We start from the raw sequence: 17,806 nt of genomic DNA, 5'->3' as shown, positions 1-17,806 counted from the left end.
CGCACTCACCCCGGGCGGCGCGCGACGACGCTCAGCGCCACCGGCACCTGCGAGCGCCACGGCTCGGGCAGCACCCAGTCCTCGCCCTCGGGGGTCATCGCGGGGTGGGCCGGCCAGGGCAGGTCCTGGTGCTCGCCGAGGTGCTCGACGGTGAGCCCGGCGTCCAGCAGCGCCCCGAGGATCTCGCTGAGCGGGTGGGGCCACTCGACGTTGCGCGGCTGGGAGATCAGCGCGCTGTCGCCGTCGGTGTAGGTCGAGCCGTCGGCGTAGGTGAAGCCCTCGCCCGCCGGCAGCGGGAAGTAGGCGTAGGCCGGGCTCATCGTGGTCGGGTCGGTGTCCCCCATGACGTTGATCATGGGGTGGCTGTCGCGCAGCAGGAAGGTTCCGCCGGGGCGCAGCAGCGCGGCGACCTGGCGGCCCCACGCCGCCAGGTCCTGCAGCCAGCAGAGGGTCCCGATCGAGGTGTGCACGTGGTCGAAGGTCGCGCCCACGGCGGCCGCGGCGTCCAGGACGTTGGCCTCGACGTAGCGGATGTCCGCCCCGGCGCGCGCCGCGAGGTCGCGGGCGACCCGGAGGGACTCCGGCGACAGGTCGACCCCGGTGCAGCGGGCTCCGCGCCGCGCCAGCCCGAGGGTGTCGGTCCCCAGGTGGCACTGCAGGTGGCAGACGTCGAGCCCGTCGAGGCGAGGTATGCCGTCGCCCCCGTCCCGCAGCGCCTCCGGCAGGTGCGGGGCGAGGATCTGCAGGTCGCGGCGCACGACCGCGCCCACCCGGGTGGGGTCGGCCACCCAGCCCTCCAGGTCGTAGTGCGCGCTGGCCGCGTGCACCTGCGCCCGGCCGTCCCAGTTGGACCGGTTGAGGGCATACCCCTCCTCCGGGGCCACCCGGGCGCGCTCCATGGGGGTGAGGTCGTCCGGTGCCGCGCTCATGGCCCCGACCCTAGGCCAGGCCGCGCAGGTGGTGGGTGTCGTTGACGAAGGTCACCTGCACCCCGCCGTCGGGCCACATCTCGACGGCGCTCAGCGAGGCCGGGCCGGTCGCGATGCTCCAGCCCCGGTCGTGGTCGACCCCCAGGACCCGGCACAGGACGGACATGATGGCGACCCGGTGGGTGGCCACGACGACCGTGCCCCCCGAGCCCACCGCCCGCTGCAGGGCCACGCCGACCCGGGCGTCGAGGTCCCGACGGGACTCCCCGCCGGGACGGGCGTAGTCCAGGTCGGTGCGCAGCCGCGCGAGCTCGTCGGGCTCCCGCGCCGCGAGCTCGGGCATGGCCTGCCCGTCCCAGTCGCCGAAGCCCTGCTCGTCCCAGTCCCGGTCCTCCTCGCGCTCGACCCCGAGGCGGTCGGCGAGCAGCCGCCCGGTCTCCCGCGCCCTGGCCAGGGACGAGGAGACAACGCGGACCGGCGCGGGCGTGGCACGGGCCAGGAGCTCGGCGACGGCCCCCGAGGCGGCCCGTGCCTGCGCCCGGCCGGTGGCGTTGAGCGCCGGGTCGGCGCCACCTCGTCCGTCCATCCGGCGCGCCTGCGTGAAGTCGGTGACGCCGTGGCGCACGAGCACCAGCCGGGTGCTGCCCTCGAGGACGGGCAGCGTCTCGTCCGAGAGGTAGGTCTCGGCCGGGTCCCCGACCGGACCGCTCCCGGGCGCCGGACCGCTCCCGGGGGTCGGCGCCCCGTCGGTCACAGGCCGGACTCCGCCGTCCGGACCAGGATGCGGCCACACTCCTCGCAGCGCACGACCTCGTCCTCGGCGGCCGCCCGGATGCGCCCGAGGTCGACGGCGTTGAGCTCGAGGCGGCACCCTCCGCACCGCCGCTGCTGCAGCGGCGCCGCGCCGGAGCCGGTCTGGGCCCGCAGCCGCTCGTACAGCGCGAGCAGCTCGGCCGACACGTCGGCGACGATGGCGTCGCGTCCCGCAGCCACCTCCTCGCGCTCGGCGACGACCGCCGCGACCTTCTCGTCCCGGGCCTCGCGCAGCTCCCCGAGCCGGGCCTCGTGCTGCTGCAGGGCGGAGGTCGCCGCCTGCTGGGCCCCCTGGGCCTGCTCGACGCGCTCCATGACCTCCAGCTCCTCGTCCTCCAGGACGCCCTGCCGCCGGGCCAGCGACTCCAGCTCGTGCTGCAGGCCCTGGAGGTCCTTGGCGCTGCCGGTGCCGGCCTCCAGGCGCTGCCGGTCGCGGGCCGCCCGGTCGCGGACGAGCTGGACGGCCGCCTCGGCCCGGGCCACCTCCCGCTCGAGGTCGCTGACCTCGGTGCTGGTCCGCACCACCTCGGCCTCCAGCCCGGGCTGCTCGCCCTCCATGCGGGAGATGTCGATGAGCTCGGGGACCGAGCGCAGGCGGTGCTCCAGCTGGGAGATGTGCGTGTCCAGCTCCTGGAGCTCGAGCAGCCGGGCCTGCATCTGGGGGCTTGCCTTCACGGGTGGTCTCCTTCGACGGGGTGGTCGGTCGTGCGGTCGTGGTCCGGCCGGGCACCGACGACGAGGTCCCAGGGGTCGGTGCAGACCTGCGAGATCTCGACCTCGACGTCGAGGCGGCCGAGCAGCAGCTCGCGCAGCCCGGGCAGCCACAGCCACTCGGTGGCGTAGTGGCCGGCGTCGAGGAGGTAGGGCGTCGCGGCGCCACCCGCGCGGGCGGCGGCCCGCGCCTCCTCCCGGGCCTCGAGCGCCGGGTGGTGCCGCAGGTCGGAGGTGACGTAGACGTCGGCACCGGCGCGTCGCACCGCCTCGAACTCGCCGTCCCCGGCACCCCCGAGCACGGCGACCCGGCGCACCGGCGCATCGGGGTCGCCGCTGACCCGCACCCCGCCGGCCGTGGGTGGCAGGGCCTCGGCGAGCCGCTGCGCCAGCGCCCTCAGCGTGACCGCCTCGGGCAGCTCGCCGACCCGGCCGAGCTCCTGGTCCTCGGCGAGGGTCAGCGCCTGCGTGGCCGCGAGACCGCACGCCGCGGCCAGCGCCTGGCCGACGCCGGGGTCGGCGACGTCGGCGTTGGTGTGGGCGCAGTAGAGCGCCACGTCGTTGACCACCAGCTCGGTCACCGTCGCCCCCTTCGCCGACGTCGTCGCCACGGAGTGGATCCCGCGCAGCAGCAGCGGGTGGTGGGTGATGACCAGATCCGCGCCGGTGCGCACGGCCTCGGCCACGACCTCCAGCGTCGGGTCGACCGCGAGCAGCACGCGGTGGACGCGCTGCTCCGGGTCCCCGGCGACGAGACCCACGCGGTCCCACGACTGCGCGGTCGCGGTGGGGTAGAGCTCCTCGAGGGTGGCGACGACGTCGGCCAGGGCGACACCGGTCTGCTGGGTGCTGGCGTTCACGTGGGCCCGGCCGGGCTCGAACCGACGACCTACGCGGTGTAAACGCGGCGCTCTACCAGCTGAGCTACAGGCCCCTGTTGTGGTGGGTGTGCGTCATTGTTGCAGGTGGCGTACCGCCTCGTGCAGCGCACCGATCTGCCGCGCCTCCCCCGGTCCGTGCACGAGCGACCACCGCACCCGCATGTCGGGGTCGACGAGGAAGGTGCCGCGCACGGCCATACCGGAGTCCTCGTCGAAGACGCCGTAGTCGCGCGCCACCTGCCCGTGCGGCCAGAAGTCGGAGAGCAGCGGGAAGCGGTAGCCCTCGTGGGCCGCCCACGCCCGCAGGGTCGGTGCGGGGTCGCAGGACAGGCCGAAGACCTGCACCCGGTCGTTGACGAACTCGTCGATGTTGAGCTGGATCTCCAGCAGCTCGCCGGTGCAGATCGAGGAGAAGGCGAAGGGGTAGAACACGAGCAGGGCGTGCCGGTCGGCCACGGCCGCGGAGAGGGTATGCCGCTCCCCCGCCTGGTCGGTGAGCGTGAGGTCGGGGGCGCGCTGGCCCACCTCCACCGGGGCGGGTGGTGCAGCGTTCACTTGCGACCCACCAGGCGCTGGCCCAGCCACTCCCCGAGGTTGACCGCGCCGGAGGCCGTCATCGAGCAGGTGGTGCACGCATCCTGCACGTCCGCGGCGGGAACGCGGTCCTCCCGCCCGGCACCCGGGGTGAGCAGCACGATGCAGCCGCCCTCCTCCATGGTCGTCAGGGCGTCCATGAGCTCGTCGGCGAGGTCGCCCTCCCCGTCGCGCCACCACAGCAGCACGACGTCGACGACGCCGTCGTAGTCGTCCGCCTCCAGCGGCGCCCCGCTCACCGCGGCGGCGGCCTGCCGCACGGCCTCCTCGACGTCGTCGTCGTAGCCGTACTCGACGACCACCTGACCCTCGCGAAGGCCGAGCTTGCGCACCATACCCGCGAGGGGTGCCTCCCCCTGCGCGTCGTCGGTCACGTCCTGCTGCTCCGTCCTCTTCTGCCCGTCCATGGTGGAACAAGACAAGCAGAGTGGCGCGGGTGACGTAAAGGCGGCCCCCGGGTCGGCCACCACGGACGCGGCGTCAGGGACGTGACAGACTGGGCAGGACACCCCCTTGCAGGAAGGATCCACCCTGATGGCCCAGGAGCGCTCCACCGGCCCCATCCTGAACGGTCTGCCCAGCCAGGTCCCCGACACGGACCCCGAGGAGACGCAGGAGTGGCTGGAATCGCTGGACTCCGCGATCAGCACCGGCGGGCGCCAGCGGGCCCGCTACCTCATGCTGCGCATGCTGGAGCGGGCGAGGGACTCGCAGGTCGGCATCCCCTCGCTGACCACGACCGACTACCTCAACACCATCTCCCCCGAGCAGGAGCCGTGGTTCCCGGGCGACGAGGACATGGAGCGTCGGTACCGCGCCTGGATCCGGTGGAACGCCGCGGTCATGGTGCACCGCGCGCAGCACCCCGACATCGCGGTCGGCGGGCACATCTCGACGTATGCGTCGCAGGCCACCCTCACCGAGGTCGGCTTCAACCACTTCTGGCGCGGTCGTGACCACGAGGGCGGGGGCGACCAGGTCTTCTTCCAGGGCCACGCGTCCCCGGGCATTTACGCCCGCGCCTACCTCGAGGGCCGGTTGAGCGAGACCGAGCTCGACGGCTTCCGCCAGGAGAAGAGCAAGGGCCTGCAGGACGACGTCACGGCCGTCCCGTCCTACCCGCACCCCCGGTCGATGCCGGACTTCTGGCAGTTCCCGACCGTGTCCATGGGCATCGGGCCGATGAACGCCATCTACCAGGCGTCGTTCAACAAGTACCTCCACAACCGCGGCCTCAAGGACACCAGCCAGCAGCACGTGTGGGCCTTCCTCGGCGACGGCGAGATGGACGAGCCGGAGTCGCGCGGCCTGCTGCAGGTGGCGGCCAACGAGGAGCTCGACAACCTCACCTTCGTCGTCAACTGCAACCTGCAGCGCCTCGACGGCCCGGTACGCGGCAACGGCAAGATCGTGCAGGAGCTGGAGAGCTTCTTCCGCGGCGCGGGGTGGAACGTCGTCAAGGTCCTCTGGGGCCGCGGCTGGGACGACCTCATCGCCAAGGACACCTCCGGCGCCCTGGTCAACCTCTTCAACACCACCCCGGACGGGGACTTCCAGACCTTCCGGGCCAACGACGGCGCGTGGATCCGCGACCACTTCTTCGGGCGCGACCCGCGCACCAAGGAGCTGGTCAAGGACTGGAGCGACGACGACATCTGGTGGAAGCTCAAGCGCGGCGGGCACGACTACCGCAAGGTGTTCGCGGCATACCAGGCCGCGATGAACCACACGGGTCAGCCGACGGTGATCCTGGCGCACACGATCAAGGGCTACTCCCTGGGCAAGAGCTTCGCCGGGCGCAACGCCACGCACCAGATGAAGAAGCTGACCCTGGACGACCTCAAGGCGTTCCGCGACAGCCTGCAGATCCCCATCACCGACGAGCAGCTCGAGGCCGACCCCTACGCCCCGCCGTACTACCACCCGGGTGAGGACGACCCGGCGATCCAGTACCTCAAGGAGCGGCGTCGCACGCTGGGCGGCTACCTGCCCAAGCGCCAGCCGGGGGGCACCTCCCTGCGGCTGCCCGACACCAAGGTCTACGACGTGGCCAAGAAGGGGTCCGGCAAGCAGGAGGTCGCCACCACGATGGCCCTCGTGCGCATCTTCAAGGAGTGGATGCGCGACAAGGAGTTCGGCAAGCACGTCGTGCCGATCATCCCGGACGAGGCGCGGACCTTCGGCATGGACAGCTTCTTCCCGACGGCGAAGATCTACAACGTCCACGGGCAGAACTACACCTCGGTCGACGCCGACCTCATGCTCGCCTACAAGGAGTCCGAGCAGGGTCAGATCCTGCACGTCGGGATCAACGAGGCCGGGTCGGTCGGTGCGTTCAGCGCTGCCGGCACGTCCTACGACACCCACCAGGTGCCGATGGTGCCGTTCTACATCTTCTACTCGATGTTCGGCTTCCAGCGCACCGGTGACAGCATCTGGGCCGCGGCGGACCAGCTCGCCCGCGGCTTCATGATCGGCGCGACGGCCGGGCGCACGACGCTCGCCGGCGAGGGGCTCCAGCACGCCGACGGGCACTCCCCCCTGCTGGCCTCGACCAACCCGGCGGTCGTCGCCTACGACCCGGCCTACGCCTACGAGATGGCGCACATCCTGCCCCGCGCCCTGGAGCGGATGTACGGCGAGGACCCCGAGAACGTCATCTACTACCTCACCGTCTACAACGAGCCGATGCGCCAGCCCGCGCAGCCGGACGACGTCGACGTCGAGGGGATCCTCCAGGGGATGCACCGCATCGCCGCCGGCGAGCAGCAGGGGGGCAAGCACGTGCGCCTCCTCGCCTCGGGGGTCGGGGTGCCCTGGGCGCTCGAGGCCGCCGACCTCCTGCGGGAGGACTGGGGCGTCAGCTCCGACGTCTGGTCGGTGACGTCGTGGTCGGAGCTGCGCCGGGAGGCGATGGCGTGCGACACCGACGCCTTCCTGCACCCCGAGCAGGAGCGGCGGGTGCCCTACGTCACCCGCCGCCTCTCCGAGGGCGACGGGCCGGTCGTGGCCACGAGCGACTACATGCGCGCCGTCCAGGACCAGATCGCCCCCTGGGTCCCGGAGGACTACTTCGCCCTGGGTGCGGACGGCTTCGGCTTCGCGGACACCCGTCCGGCCGCGCGCCGCTTCTTCCACATCGACGGCCCGTCGATGGCGGTCAAGGCGCTGCAGATGCTGGCCGACCGGGGCGAGCTGGACCCGCAGGTGCCGCGGGACGCGGCGGAGAAGTACCGCCTCCTCGACGTCACCGCGGGGACCTCCGGCACCACCGGCGGGGACGCCTGAGGGTCAGCCCGCGTCCGGGGGACCCTCCCGCAGGGCCTGCACCACGAGGTCGGGGTGGTCGGTGAAGATGCCGTCCACCCCGGCCGCGAGGTGCGCCAGCACCTCGGCGGCGAGGTCGCCGTGGGCAGCCGGCTCCGGGCCGGGCTCGGCGTCGGCCCCTCGGGTGACGTTCCTGGCGGGGCCGCGGCGCAGCGCGGGCGGCAGGAACTGGTTCTCCGCCCGGAACGTCCAGGCGTGCACCACCATCCCGGCCGCGTGCGCGTCGGAGACCAGCGGCGTGGCATCCCCCAGGGTCCCGTCCTGCGCCCAGGGCAGCACCATCTGCTTGCGCGGGCCGATCCCGTCGACGGCGCCGGCCAGCTCCTGCAGCCCCGGCGGTGACAACAGCTCGGCATAGGTGCGCGGCTCGGAGGAGGCGCCGAGGTCGGCGGGCACGTCCTGCGGCGCGGTCGCGAGCAGCACCTGGCGCAGCCGGCAGCCGAGCTCGTCGCGCAGCCGCCGCAGGCTGCCCGGCTCGAAGCACTGGACGAAGACCGGCGCGTCCCTCGACAGCAGGCCACCGGCCTCCAGGTCAGCCAGCATCCGCTCCTCCAGAGACAGCCCCAGCCGGGCGAAGTGGGTGGGGTGCTTGAGCTCGACGTAGAGCCCGAGCTCGCGCCCCAGCTCGTGGCTGAGCGCCGCACGGAGGGCGACGATCTCCGCGAAGGTCGGGACCGGCCACTCCCCGTCCCGGTCGGTCCCGCGCAGCTGGGGCAGCCGCTCCCTGGCGCGCAGGGTCCGCAGCTCCTCGAGGTCGAGGTCCTCGGTGAAGACGCCCTCCACCGGGGTGCCGTCGACCACCTCCCGACGCCGACGCGCCGCGAGGCCGGGGTGGTCGGCCACGTCGGTCGTCCCCCAGACGTCGTTCTCGTGCCGGGCCACCAGCGCGCCGTCCCTCGTCGCGACGAGGTCGAGCTCGAGGTAGTCGGCACCCTGCCGGGCCGCGAGCTCGTAGGCGGCGAGGGTGTGCTCGGGCAGCCGCCCGGAGGCTCCGCGGTGGGCGAGGACGAGCGGGGACGCGGTCGGCATACCTCGATCCTGTCAGCCGCCGACTAGGCTCGCGAGGGTGCCCGACCGCGACCTCTCCCGCCACGCCGCCGACCTGGCCGGCCGCGCCGCCGGTCGGATGGAGGCCGAGCACGCGTGGTTCCGGGAGCTGGGTGCCGCCGACCGCGCCTGGGTGCGGCTCGTCGCGCAGGCAGGCATCGGCGCCCTGCTGACCTGGTATGCCGACGGCGCGCGCCCCGGACCCCCGCCGGGTCAGATCTTCGCGGCGGCGCCCCCGAGCCTGGCCGCGACGATCACCCTGCGCCAGACCCTGGACCTCACCCGGACGGCGATCGCCACGGTCGAGGCGGCGGTGCCCGAGCTGGTCGAGGAGGCCGAGACGCAGGCGCTGCGGGAGGCGGTGCTGCGCTACTCCCGTGACCTGGCCTTCGCGGCCGCCGACGTCTACGCCCGGTCCGCGGACCACCGGGGCGGCTGGGACAGCCGCCTGGAGACCCTCGTCGTCCACGCCGTCGTCCGGGGCGAGGCCAACGACGCGATGGCCTCCCGGGCCGCCGAGCTCGGGTGGGAGGGGGTGACCGACGTCACCGTGGTGGCCGGGCTGCTGCCCGAGGGCGACCAGGCCACGGCCGTCGAGGCGCTGCGGACCGCGGCCCGCACGCTGGGGCGCTCCGCACTCGGCGCCGCCCACGACCGCCGGCTCGTCTGCGTGCTCGGTGGGAGCACCGACCCGCTGGGCGACGCCGCGAGGCTGGGCGACTGCTTCGGCGAGGGCCCGCTGGTCGTCGGCCCGCGGGTGCCCCACCTCTTCGCGGCCGGGCGGTCGGCCCGGGCCGCGCTCTCCGGGGTGGACGCCGCACCGGCGTGGGGCGACGCGCCCCGGCCGGTGGCCGCCGACGAGCTGCTGGCGGAGCGCTCGCTGCTGGGCGAGGGGCCCGCGCGCCGGATGCTGGTCGACCGGGTCTACGCCCCGCTGCGGGACCACCCGTCCGCGCTGCTGGACACGGTCCAGGCCTATCTCGACCACGGGATGGTGCTCGAGGCGACCGCCCGGCTGCTCTTCCTGCACCCCAACACGGTGCGCTACCGGCTGCGGCGGGTCGGCGAGGTCGTGGGCCTGGACCCGCACGACGCCCGCGACGCGTGGGTGCTCCAGGTGGCGCTGGCGCTGGGACGGATGGGCACCGGCCCCCGGCTGTGGCGCGGGAGCCGCTGACCGGGCGGCACCTCCCCTGTCGGCGACCGCCGGACACGGTCTTTGGAGGGTTCCTCCAAACTTCCCCCGGCATTATCGTGCGTCGCGCAGTCGCGTCCTGGAGGGTCTCACCGGCACAGTAGGGGGCGTGCTCGTCATCGTCGCGCCCGGACAGGGCTCCCAGACCCCCGGCTTCCTCACCCCCTGGCTCGAGCAGCCGGCCGTGCGGGAGCGCCTGGAGGCGCTGGCCGCCGCCGCCTCGCTCGACCTGGTCACCCACGGCACGACCTCGGACGCCGAGACCATCAAGGACACCGCCGTCGCCCAGCCGCTCATCGTCAGCGCCGGGCTGGCGACCCTCCCCCTGGTGCTGGACCACGACCAGCTGCCGCAGCACGTGTCCGCGACCGCCGGCCACTCGGTCGGGGAGATCACCGCGGCCGCCATCGCGGGGGTCCTGGCCCCGGACGACGCGATGAGCTTCGTCCGCGAGCGCGGGCTGGGCATGGCGGAGGCCGCCGCGCTCACCCCGACCGGCATGTCCGCGGTCGTGGGCGGTGACCCCACCGAGGTCGCCGCGTCCCTGGAGCGGCACGGCCTCACCCCGGCCAACATGAACGGCGCCGGGCAGGTCGTGGCCGCCGGGACCATGGAGCAGCTGGCCGCCCTGGAGCAGGAGCCGCCGACGCGCGCCCGGGTGGTCCCGCTGCCGGTCGCCGGCGCCTTCCACACCCAGCACATGCAGCCGGCCGTCGACCGGCTCACCCGGCACGCCGAGTCGCTCGCGCCGCAGGACCCGCGGGTGCCGCTGTTGTCCAACGCCGACGGTCAGGTGGTGGCCGACGGCAGCGAGGTCCTGCGCCGGCTCATCGCGCAGGTCGCCGGCCCGGTGCGGTGGGATCTCACCATGGAGGCCCTCGTCTCGATGGGCGTGACCGGGCTGATCGAGCTCCCCCCGGCCGGCACCCTCGTCGGTCTCGCCAAGCGGGGCATGCGGGGCGTGGAGACCCTGGCGCTCAAGACCCCGGACGACCTGGACGCCGCCGCGCGCATGGTGCGCGAGCACGGCGCTGCCTGACCCACCTGTCCCGTGAACCGTCCCCGCCCATCTCAGGAGGCCCGCCCGTGAGCACGCGACCCGCCCTCTCGGCACCCACCACGCTGCGTCACGCCCGGATCCTGGGCCTGGGGGCCTACCGGCCCGAGCGCGTGGTGACCAACGAGGAGATCATCCAGTTCATCGACTCCAGCGACGAGTGGATCCGGCAGCGCTCGGGCATCGTCACCCGGCGCTTCGCCCGGGAGGACGAGACCGTCGTCGACATGGCCGAGGCCGCATCCCGCCAGGCGATGGAGCGTGCCGGCGTCGAGACCGGTCAGGTCGACGCCGTCATCATGGCCACCGTCACCCACCCCTTCCAGACGCCGGCCGCCGCGCCGGTCCTGGCGGACCGGCTGGGCATGACCGACCCGGCCGCCTTCGACATCTCGGCCGCGTGCGCGGGCTACTGCTACGCCATCGCCCAGGCGAACGACATGATCCGGGCCGGCAGCGCCGACACCGTCCTCGTCGTCGGGGTGGAGAAGCTCTCGGACTTCACCGACAAGCACGACCGCGGGTCGGCCTTCATCTTCGGCGACGGCGCGGGCGCCGCCGTCGTGGGTGTCGCCGACCGGCCCGGCATCGGGCCGACCATCTGGGGCAGCCTCGGCGAGCGGGCCGACGCCATCACCCAGCGAGAGTCCTGGACCGACCTGCGCCCCGCCATGGAGGACCCGGGCCGCACCGAGGGGGTCGACTGGCCGGCCTTCACCATGCAGGGCCAGACCGTCTTCCGCTGGGCGGTCTTCTCGATGGCCCCGGTCGCGCGCCGGGCCGTCGAGGCCGCCGGCATCACCCCGGCCGACCTGGACGCCTTCGTGCCCCACCAGGCCAACATGCGGATCACCGACGCGATGGTCAAGGCCCTGGAGCTGCCCGAGCACGTCCCGGTCGCGCGCGACATCGCCGAGACCGGCAACACCTCGGCGGCCTCCATCCCGCTGGCGATGAGCCGCATGCTCGAGGAGGGGGAGGCGCCGCACGGCGGCCTGGCCCTGCAGATCGGTTTCGGCGCCGGGCTGGTCTACGCCGCCCAGGTCGTCGAGATGCCCTGAGCGCCGCACGAAGACTCCCGTGACCCGGCGGGTGAGCAGGATCCCGGGTCGGCAACTGTTGTCCACGCTAGGAGAGAACGCACCATGGCACTGAGCGAGCAGGAGATCCTCGCGGGTCTGGCCGAGATCGTCAACGAGGAGACCGGGCTGGAGGCGGAGGAGGTCCAGATGGACAAGTCCTTCACCGAGGACCTCGACATCGACTCCCTGTCGATGATGACGATCGTCGTCAACGCCGAGGACAAGTTCGGCGTCCGCATCCCCGACGACGAGGTCAAGAACCTCACCCACGTCAAGGACGCGGTGTCCTACATCGCCACCCACCAGGGCTGACCCCGCACCGGCCCGGTGCCGCGCGGACCGCGCCGCACCGGGCCGGGCCCAGCCCGACGGCATACCCTGATGTCGTCGACCTGACCACGCACGTCCCGTCCCCTCGTCCCCAGGAGGCCGCCACCCATGACCGACACCACCCAGACCTCGCGCCGCGTCGTCGTGACCGGCCTCGGCGCCACCACGCCCGTCGGGGGGACGGCGCCGCAGACGTGGGAGGCGATCGTGGCCGGCCGCAGCGGTGTCCGGACCCTGGAGCAGGACTGGGTCGCCGAGCACGAGCTGCCGGTGACCTTCGCGGCGCCGATCCACACCGACCCGCTCGAGGTGCTCAAGAAGGTCGAGGTGCGCCGCAACGACCCCTCGGGTCAGTACGCCCTGATCGCGGCCCGCGAGGCGTGGGCCGACGCCGGCGCGCCGGAGGTCGAGCCCGAGCGGCTCGGCGTCGCCATCGGCTCCGGCATCGGCGGGGTGCACACGCTGCTGAGCCAGTGGGACACCCTCAAGGAGAAGGGGCCGCGGCGCGTCTTCCCCCTGACCGTGCCCATGCTCATGCCCAACGGACCGGCCGCGGCCGTCTCGCTCGACCTGGGTGCGCGGGCGGGGGCGCACTGCCCGGTCAGCGCCTGCGCCTCCGGCGCCGAGGGGATGGGCCAGGCCCTCACCATGATCCGGGCCGGCCGCGCCGACGTCGTGGTCGCGGGCGGCACCGAGGCGGCCATCCACCCGGTGTGCATCGCGGCCTTCGCGGCGATGACCGCCCTGTCCGGCCGCAACGACGACCCCCAGGCCGCCTCGCGGCCCTACGACGTCGACCGCGACGGCTTCGTCATGGGTGAGGGCGCCGGCGTCATGGTCCTGGAGTCCGAGGAGCACGCCCGGGCCCGCGGCGCGCGGATCTATGCCTACCTGGACGGGCTCGGCATGTCCTCCGACGCCTACCACATCACCGCCGGTGAGCCCGAGGGCGCCGGGGCCGCCCGGGCCATGGAGGAGGCCATCTCCGACGCCGGCCTGGCCACCACCGACATCGCCCACATCAACGCCCACGCGACCTCCACCCCGGTCGGGGACGTCGCCGAGACCCGGGCGATCCACCGGGCCTTCGGCGGGCATACCGGCAACATCGCCGTGACCGCGACCAAGTCGATGACCGGTCACCTGCTCGGAGCCGCCGGCGCGCTCGAGGCGCTGCTCACCGTGCTCGCGCTCTACCACCGGCAGGTGCCCCCGACCCTCAACCTGGACCAGCAGGATCCGGAGATCGATCTCGACGTCGTCACCGGGTCGGCGCGCGCGCTGCCCGAGGGTCAGCTGGCCGCGGTCAACAACGCCTTCGGCTTCGGCGGTGTCAACGTCGCGCTGACCTTCACCTCGGCCTCCTGAGCCGCGGGCGAGCTCGACTCGTACGCAGCAGCTGTCCCGGCGTCGTGATGCGTCAGCGCACTCGAACACCAACTGGGCACGAGTGCGGTCGCCGCGCCGCACAGCGGTCGAGCGCCGGCGGGTAGGCTCGCCCCCTCATGCACATCCTGCGCGTCGCCAACTTCGTGAGCCCGACGTCCGGCGGTATCAAGACCGCGCTGCGGCACTGGGGCGAGCTCTACCAGGAGGCCGGTCACCGGGCCTCGCTCATCGTCCCGGGGCCCGGGCCGGAGATCACCGAGGAGAGCCAGGGGCTGGTCTACCGCGTGCCCGCGACCCCCGTGCCGGGCACCGGCTACTCCCTCATGTGGAGCAGGGTTGGGCTGTCCCGGCTCATGGACGCGATCGCGCCCGACGTCATCGAGGTGTCCGACCGGTCGACGACCCGGTGGATGGGTCGCTGGGCGCGCCGTCGCGGCATCGGGTCGGTGATGATCAGCCACGAGAACATGACCGGGATCCTGGTCCGGCGCACGCCGCTCCCCGAGCGTCCGGCGCACTGGGCGGCCGACGGCATCAACCGGCTCAGTGCGGCGGACTACGACGCGATCGTCTGCCCCAGCGCGTTCGCGGCGCAGGAGTTCCACCGCAACGGCCTGGCCGCCGACGTCGTGCCGCTCGGGGTGGACCTGGAGACCTTCGTGCCGACCCGGGACCTCGCCGACGGGCCGGCGCCCGGTACGGACGGGCCCCTGCGGATCGCGCACTGCAGCCGCCTGTCGCCGGAGAAGAACCCGGCGCTGTCGATCGAGACCGTGCGCGAGCTCGTCCGCCGCGGGCACGACGTCGAGCTCACCGTGTTCGGGGCGGGTCCGATGCTGGAGGACCTCGTGCGCCGGGCCCAGAACCTCCCGGTCACCTTCCACTCCTACGTCACCGACCGCCGCGAGCTCGCGGTCGAGCTCGGGCGCGCGGACGTCGCGATCTCCCCCGGACCGCTGGAGACCTTCGGGCTGGCGGCCCTCGAGCTGCTGGCCTGCGGCATCCCCGTCGTCTGCTGCGACGAGGGAGCCCTGCAGGAGGTCGTCGGGGACGGCGGTGTGGTGGCCCCCTCGACCCCCACGGCCTTCGCCGACGGCATCGAGGAACTGCTCGGTCGCCGCTCCGCCCGCGCGCGGGCACGGGCGGCAGCGGAGGGGTTCAGCTGGCCGGTGAGCGCGCGGCGCATGCTCGACGTGCACGAGCGGGTCGCCGCGCAGGCCACGACACGATGAGGCGAGCCGCCGGCCTCACAGGTGACCGGCGGTCCGCGTCGTGTCAGCCGACCTTGTGCAGCCAGGTCGCCGGAGCGCCCTCCCCGGCGTGGCGGTAGACCTCCAGCTCGGCGTCCCAGGCCGCACCGAGCGCGCGGTCCAGCTCGACGGTCAGCGTGGCTGCCGAGCCGGCCGCGGACTCCATGATCTGCCGCAGCCGGTCCTCGTTGACGACGACGTCGCCGTTGGCCGACAGCCGGGCGGTGTGGATCCCGAGACCGGGCGTGTGGGTCCACCGCACGCCGTCGCTCCCGCGGCTGGCTTCCTCGACGACCTCGTACCGCAGGCCGTCCCAGCCGCGCATCGCGCTGGCGATCGTGGCACCCGTGCCGGCCTCGCCGGTCCAGGCGAACTCGGTGCGCATGGTCCCGGGCTCGGCCGGCTGGCCGACCCAGTCCAGCGCGACCCGGGTGTCGAGGACGCCCTCGAGCGCCCAGGCGATGTGCGGGCACAGCGCAGTCGGGGTGGAGTGAATGAACACCACCCCGCGAGTCATGACTCGTGGCATGACGACGGACATCCTGGCCTCCTGTGTGGTGAGGGACGTCTTCCCCAACGACCTCGACCTGCCAGGCGACCGCGGTATGCCGCGTGCTGGGTCTCATTGTGCTCTCTCGTCCCGCAGGGAGCAAGTGCCACGGTGAACTTTCTGCATCCCACCAGCCCCAGCGGTCACCGTCGCATCCGCCGGACCGCCGGCGCCGATGCGTGACGCGACGTCAGGCGGTCTGCTAGTTTCGCGCCATGCGCGTCGCCGACCTCATCAAGAAGAAGGGCAGCACGGTCGCCACCCTGCCCGCCACGGCCACGCTCGCCGAGCTGCTGGAGGTACTCGACGACCAGAAGATCGGCGCCGTCGTGGTGCTGGACGGCGAGGCGGTGGCCGGCATCGTCTCGGAGCGCGACGTCGTGCACCACCTGCGCGGAGGCGCCGGGAGCGGGGCGGCGCTGAGCGACCTCATGACCACCTCGGTGCAGACCTGCACCATGGGTGATGACCTGACCCACCTGGCGACCACGATGACGCAGGGCCGGTTCCGCCACCTCCCCGTCGTGGAGGACGGCCGGCTGCTGGGGATCATCTCCATCGGCGACGTCGTCAAGGCCCGGCTGGACGCCCTCGAGGCCGAGCGCGACCACCTGGAGTCCTACCTGCGCCAGTGAGCGCCGCCCGCGGCTGAGGAGCTGCGGCCCGGCGTCCGGAGCCCTCCGCCCGCTCACTAGACTCGGCGCTCGAGGGCCAGTAGCTCAGCCGGTCAGAGCAGCGGACTCATAATCCGTCGGTCGCGGGTTCAAGCCCCGCCTGGCCCACTCCCCCGCTCCGCTCGTCGGCCCGCCTCGGTCGCCCGGTCGCCGCGCCCCGCCGAAGGTCACAATGCGGTGACAACAGCGCGAACTTGCTGCCCGGCGACGCCATACCCGTCTAGGGTGCGCGACATGACCGACTCCCGTGAGTCGCCCGGCACCGGCCTGGGCGCGCCGCTCGTCGTGCTCGAGGACGTCAACAAGCACTTCGGCGACCTGCACGTCCTCAAGGACATCAACCTCACCGTGCACGAGGGCGAGGTGGTCGTCGTCATCGGGCCCTCCGGCTCCGGCAAGTCCACGCTCTGCCGCACCATCAACCGGCTGGAGTCCTACGAGTCCGGCACCATCACCATCCACGGCGACGAGCTGCCCAGCGAGGGCAAGGCGCTGGCCACGCTGCGCGCCGACGTCGGCATGGTCTTCCAGAGCTTCAACCTCTTCAGCCACAAGACGATCCTCGAGAACGTCACCCTGGGCCCGATCAAGGTGCGCAGGAAGAAGGCCGCCGAGGCCAAGCAACGCGCGATGGAGCTGCTCACGCGGGTCGGTGTCGAGCACCAGGCGGAGAAGTACCCCGCCCAGCTCTCCGGCGGCCAGCAGCAGCGCGTCGCCATCGCGCGGTCGCTGGCGATGGACCCGACCGTGATGCTCTTCGACGAGCCCACCTCCGCGCTCGACCCGGAGATGATCAACGAGGTCCTCGACGTCATGACCAGCCTGGCCAAGAGCGGCATGACGATGATCGTCGTCACCCACGAGATGGGCTTCGCCCGCAAGGCCGCCGACCGCGTGGTCTTCATGTCCGACGGGGCCATCGTCGAGGAGAACACCCCCGAGGAGTTCTTCACCAACCCGCAGTCCGACCGTGCCAAGGACTTCCTCGGCAAGCTTCTCACCCACTGAACAGCACACGACACAAGGAGATCCCCATGCGTACCACCACCTTCAGGATCGCGGCGCTCGCAGCCGCCACCGCCCTGACCCTCACGGCCTGCGGCGGTGACGACGGCGGGGAGGCCGACGCCGGCGGTGGCGAGTCCAGCGAGGAGGGCGCCGCCGAGGGCGGCACCGACGGCGAGACCGTCACCATCGGCATCAAGTTCGACCAGCCGGGTCTGGGCCTCAACGAGGGTGGCGACCCGACCGGTATGGACGTCGACGTCGCCAAGGCGGTCGCCGAGGAGCTCGGTTACACCGAGGACCAGATCGAGTGGACCGAGGCGATCTCCGCCCAGCGTGAGGACCTGCTGGAGTCCGACCAGGTCGACATGATCTTCGCGACCTACTCCATCACCGACGAGCGCAAGGAGCGGGTGCAGTTCGCCGGCCCGTACTTCGTCGCCGGCCAAGACCTCCTCGTGCCGACCGACAGCGACATCGAGGGCCCGGACTCCATGGGCGATGCCATCCTGTGCTCGGTGACCGGGTCGACCTCGGCCGCCCGGGTCAACGAGGAGTACGGCGTCGCGCTGCAGGAGTACGGCAGCTACTCCGAGTGCATGGAGGCCATGGCCTCTGGTCAGATCGGCGCACTGACCACCGACGACACGATCCTCGCCGGCTTCGCCGCGCAGGAGGAGTACGCCGGCCAGTTCCGGGTCGTCGGCAACACCTTCTCGGAGGAGAACTACGGTGTCGGCCTGCCGCAGGACTCCGACCGCTGCGAGGAGATCAACGAGATCCTCAACGGCCTCTGGGAGGACGGCACCATGGACCAGATCATCGAGGACAACCTCGGCGCCGCGGACTACACGCCCAACGCGGACCTCAACCCGCCGGAGGCCGGCGGGCACTGCGCCTGAGACCTGGTCGTCCTGATCCGTCCCGCTGCGCCGGGGCCGAGGCCCGTCTGGGCCCCGGCGCAGCCACCAC

General features: G+C 73.0%; 18 protein-coding genes and 2 tRNA genes. 11 read left to right on the top strand and 9 right to left on the bottom strand.

Annotated features, from left to right (window positions below; all coding sequences use genetic code 11):
• Window positions 1–5: 5 nt before the first annotated feature.
• From Q0795_RS06930 to Q0795_RS06900, 7 genes are all read right to left on the bottom strand, one after another.
• Window positions 6–929, bottom strand: a complete 924-nt coding sequence (locus Q0795_RS06930; RefSeq protein ID WP_298888215.1) for a bifunctional 2-polyprenyl-6-hydroxyphenol methylase/3-demethylubiquinol 3-O-methyltransferase UbiG — start codon at window positions 927–929, stop codon at window positions 6–8.
• A gap of 10 nt (window positions 930–939) precedes the next feature.
• Complete coding sequence (locus tag Q0795_RS06925) at window positions 940–1,683, bottom strand: histidine phosphatase family protein (protein WP_298888213.1); 744 nt, start codon at window positions 1,681–1,683, stop codon at window positions 940–942.
• On the bottom strand, window positions 1,680–2,417 hold the full coding sequence (locus Q0795_RS06920) for a C4-type zinc ribbon domain-containing protein (protein WP_298888211.1): 738 nt from the start codon (window positions 2,415–2,417) through the stop codon (window positions 1,680–1,682). The genes Q0795_RS06925 and Q0795_RS06920 overlap by 4 nt, the downstream gene beginning before the upstream one ends.
• The gene (locus Q0795_RS06915) at window positions 2,414–3,313 is read right to left on the bottom strand and encodes a Nif3-like dinuclear metal center hexameric protein (protein ID WP_298888208.1); all 900 of its coding nucleotides are present in this window, start codon (window positions 3,311–3,313) and stop codon (window positions 2,414–2,416) included. Before Q0795_RS06915 ends, Q0795_RS06920 begins: the two co-directional genes overlap by 4 nt.
• A gap of 1 nt (window position 3,314) precedes the next feature.
• Window positions 3,315–3,387: transfer RNA gene (locus Q0795_RS06910), tRNA-Val, on the bottom strand.
• A gap of 19 nt (window positions 3,388–3,406) precedes the next feature.
• The gene (locus tag Q0795_RS06905; RefSeq protein WP_298888207.1) at window positions 3,407–3,889 is read right to left on the bottom strand and encodes a peroxiredoxin; all 483 of its coding nucleotides are present in this window, start codon (window positions 3,887–3,889) and stop codon (window positions 3,407–3,409) included.
• Window positions 3,886–4,335, bottom strand: coding sequence for a DUF3052 family protein (locus tag Q0795_RS06900; protein WP_235585720.1), 450 nt, complete (start codon window positions 4,333–4,335; stop codon window positions 3,886–3,888). The genes Q0795_RS06905 and Q0795_RS06900 overlap by 4 nt, the downstream gene beginning before the upstream one ends.
• A gap of 127 nt (window positions 4,336–4,462) precedes the next feature.
• On the opposite strand from Q0795_RS06900, the gene aceE reads away from it, so the two are divergent.
• Window positions 4,463–7,216, top strand: a complete 2,754-nt coding sequence (gene aceE, locus Q0795_RS06895; RefSeq protein ID WP_298888204.1) for a pyruvate dehydrogenase (acetyl-transferring), homodimeric type — start codon at window positions 4,463–4,465, stop codon at window positions 7,214–7,216.
• Window positions 7,217–7,219: 3 nt separating this feature from the next.
• Here the strand turns inward: aceE and Q0795_RS06890 are convergent, their stop codons facing one another.
• Complete coding sequence (locus Q0795_RS06890) at window positions 7,220–8,284, bottom strand: glycerophosphodiester phosphodiesterase family protein (RefSeq protein WP_298888202.1); 1,065 nt, start codon at window positions 8,282–8,284, stop codon at window positions 7,220–7,222.
• Window positions 8,285–8,321: 37 nt separating this feature from the next.
• Here Q0795_RS06890 and Q0795_RS06885 point away from each other — a divergent pair, with 37 nt between their 5' ends.
• The 6 genes from Q0795_RS06885 (at window position 8,322) to Q0795_RS06860 (ending at window position 14,587) form a co-directional block, all read left to right on the top strand.
• A complete protein-coding gene (locus Q0795_RS06885) occupies window positions 8,322–9,479 on the top strand; it encodes a CdaR family transcriptional regulator (protein ID WP_298888200.1) in 1,158 nt (385 codons plus the stop codon).
• A gap of 127 nt (window positions 9,480–9,606) precedes the next feature.
• Window positions 9,607–10,536, top strand: coding sequence for an ACP S-malonyltransferase (locus Q0795_RS06880; protein WP_298888198.1), 930 nt, complete (start codon window positions 9,607–9,609; stop codon window positions 10,534–10,536).
• 47 nt (window positions 10,537–10,583) lie between these two features.
• Window positions 10,584–11,615 (top strand): beta-ketoacyl-ACP synthase III, encoded by a 1,032-nt coding sequence (locus Q0795_RS06875; RefSeq protein ID WP_298888196.1) that lies wholly within the window; start codon window positions 10,584–10,586, stop codon window positions 11,613–11,615.
• 84 nt (window positions 11,616–11,699) lie between these two features.
• A complete protein-coding gene (locus tag Q0795_RS06870; protein ID WP_298888194.1) occupies window positions 11,700–11,948 on the top strand; it encodes an acyl carrier protein in 249 nt (82 codons plus the stop codon).
• A 126-nt stretch (window positions 11,949–12,074) separates the two neighbouring features.
• Window positions 12,075–13,334, top strand: a complete 1,260-nt coding sequence (gene fabF / locus Q0795_RS06865) for a beta-ketoacyl-ACP synthase II (protein ID WP_298888193.1) — start codon at window positions 12,075–12,077, stop codon at window positions 13,332–13,334.
• 137 nt (window positions 13,335–13,471) lie between these two features.
• On the top strand, window positions 13,472–14,587 hold the full coding sequence (locus tag Q0795_RS06860; RefSeq protein ID WP_298888191.1) for a glycosyltransferase: 1,116 nt from the start codon (window positions 13,472–13,474) through the stop codon (window positions 14,585–14,587).
• A gap of 43 nt (window positions 14,588–14,630) precedes the next feature.
• On the opposite strand, the gene Q0795_RS06855 is transcribed toward Q0795_RS06860, so the two are convergent.
• On the bottom strand, window positions 14,631–15,146 hold the full coding sequence (locus Q0795_RS06855) for a DUF3145 domain-containing protein (protein WP_201023288.1): 516 nt from the start codon (window positions 15,144–15,146) through the stop codon (window positions 14,631–14,633).
• A 224-nt stretch (window positions 15,147–15,370) separates the two neighbouring features.
• Here Q0795_RS06855 and Q0795_RS06850 point away from each other — a divergent pair, with 224 nt between their 5' ends.
• The 4 genes from Q0795_RS06850 to Q0795_RS06835 all read left to right on the top strand — a co-directional run bounded on the left by Q0795_RS06850 (window position 15,371) and on the right by Q0795_RS06835 (window position 17,736).
• Window positions 15,371–15,790: a CBS domain-containing protein gene (locus Q0795_RS06850; RefSeq protein WP_298888190.1), complete on the top strand. Its 420-nt coding sequence runs from the start codon at window positions 15,371–15,373 to the stop codon at window positions 15,788–15,790.
• Window positions 15,791–15,863: 73 nt separating this feature from the next.
• Window positions 15,864–15,937: transfer RNA gene (locus tag Q0795_RS06845), tRNA-Ile, on the top strand.
• Window positions 15,938–16,063: 126 nt separating this feature from the next.
• Window positions 16,064–16,837: an amino acid ABC transporter ATP-binding protein gene (locus Q0795_RS06840; protein WP_298888189.1), complete on the top strand. Its 774-nt coding sequence runs from the start codon at window positions 16,064–16,066 to the stop codon at window positions 16,835–16,837.
• 26 nt (window positions 16,838–16,863) lie between these two features.
• Complete coding sequence (locus Q0795_RS06835) at window positions 16,864–17,736, top strand: transporter substrate-binding domain-containing protein (RefSeq protein ID WP_298888188.1); 873 nt, start codon at window positions 16,864–16,866, stop codon at window positions 17,734–17,736.
• Window positions 17,737–17,806 lie beyond the last annotated feature (70 nt).

Source organism: uncultured Serinicoccus sp. (assembly GCF_947487915.1).
Taxonomy (GTDB): Bacteria; Actinomycetota; Actinomycetes; order Actinomycetales; family Dermatophilaceae; genus Ornithinicoccus.
This window is presented reverse-complemented; position numbering and strand designations above follow the sequence as displayed.